The organism is Pseudomonas sp. BE134, from assembly GCF_031456105.1.
GTDB lineage: Bacteria > Pseudomonadota > Gammaproteobacteria > Pseudomonadales > Pseudomonadaceae > Aquipseudomonas.
In genome coordinates, this window is the sequence record NZ_JAVDUA010000069.1 from 1 (window position 1) to 1518 (window position 1518).

Below are 1518 nucleotides of genomic sequence, written 5' to 3' on the forward strand. Positions count from 1 at the left end.
CAGACTGTGTGAAAACACGCTGAAGGCGATCCAAGCAAACGCCCCGACTTGTTCGGGGCGTTTGCTTTTGTGCAGGTAACAGGCGAAAAAAGGCTTTTCAGCCCATCAACTCCATCATTCGGCGTACACCCAGCACATTGATCGCTCTTTTGAGGTTGTAGGCGTTCACCGCCAAGGCCATTTCCGCTCTTGCCCCCTCTGACTGTCGCAGCAGGAAGCGGCCGTTTCCAAACAGCCATTGTTTAAGGTTGCCAAAGGGATGCTCAACGATGGACCTTCGGCTCACCATCATTTCCGGATGCGCCTGCATGCGCTGCTCCATTCGCTCGAAGGCTTCTTCGTGGGCGTGGCGTGAGACGTATCGGCGCTGAGCATCGGTGCATTGCCCTTTCAGTGGGCAGTTGGCGCAGTCGCTGACAGCCGCATGGTAAATGCGCTCACCTTTATTCAGCTGTTTGAGCGTCAGCAGTTTGCCAGCAGGGCATTGGTACTGATCCTGTTGCGCATCGTAAGTAAAATCTTTTCGCTCGAAGAGTTCCTTCTCCTTACTACGGGGGTTAACCGCTCGGTTGGGCGGTACGTACGCCGTAATGCCCGCCTCTTCACACACTTGGAACTGCTTGCCGTTGGAGTAGCCCGCATCGGCGGTCACGTTCAGTTTGCTCTGCTGCAACTGTTCTTTGGCAGCCTTGGCCATGGGCTCAAGTTGCTGGGTATCGTTGCCGTCTTGTGTCACGTCGTGATGCAGGATCAAACAATGTTCCGCGTCCACGGCGGTTTGTACGTTATAAGCCACCCGCGGGCCTTTGGGCGTGCGCATCATTCGGGCATCGCTTTCGCCGGTGTTGAACTGCTCGATCCCCATCGACTTCATCAGCGCCTGGCAGGTCAGATTGTTCAGTTGCCGAGCTTCAAGTTGCTCCAGCGCTGTCTTGATGGCGCTGCGATCAATGGTTTCACCCGCTTCGGCTTTATCGGCCTCATCCAGTTCAGCCAGATACTGGGCGATGCGCTTATCCAGTTTTTCCTGCTGGCGCTTGAGTTGTTTCATGTTCAGATGGCGCCGCGAAGAGGCTACCGCCTGAAATTTACTGCCATCAATGGCAACCAGGTCGCCAGCAATCAAACCGACCGTACGGCAGAACTGAACGAAGACCCGACACGTTGCACTGAACGCTTGTTTGTTGTTCTTACGAAAGTCGGCAATGGTCTTGAAATCGGGTTTGAGGCGGTTGAGTAACCACATGACTTCGATGTTGCGCTGGCATTCGGCTTCGAGACGACGGGATGAGCGGATCCGCTGGAAATAGCCATACAGATAGAGCTTGAGCTGATCTGCCGGATCGTAAGAGGGGCGACCGGTGCTTTTGGGCACCGCCTTGTCGAACCCCAAGCGTATGAGATCGAGCTTGGCAACGAAGGCATCAATCACGCGAACGAGGTGATCCTCAGGGATTAAATCCTCCAGCGAAACCGGAAAAAGGCTGGTCTGATCGCGCGCTTGACCTTGGATGTAAG

The 1518-nt window shown here is 54.9% G+C and carries 1 protein-coding gene; it reads right to left on the reverse strand.

Annotated features, from left to right (window positions below; genetic code table 11):
- Nucleotides 1–97: 97 nt before the first annotated feature.
- The coding region (locus J2Y56_RS28345; protein ID WP_310354121.1) for an IS1182 family transposase at nucleotides 98–1518 on the reverse strand (1421 nt) is incomplete at its 5' end.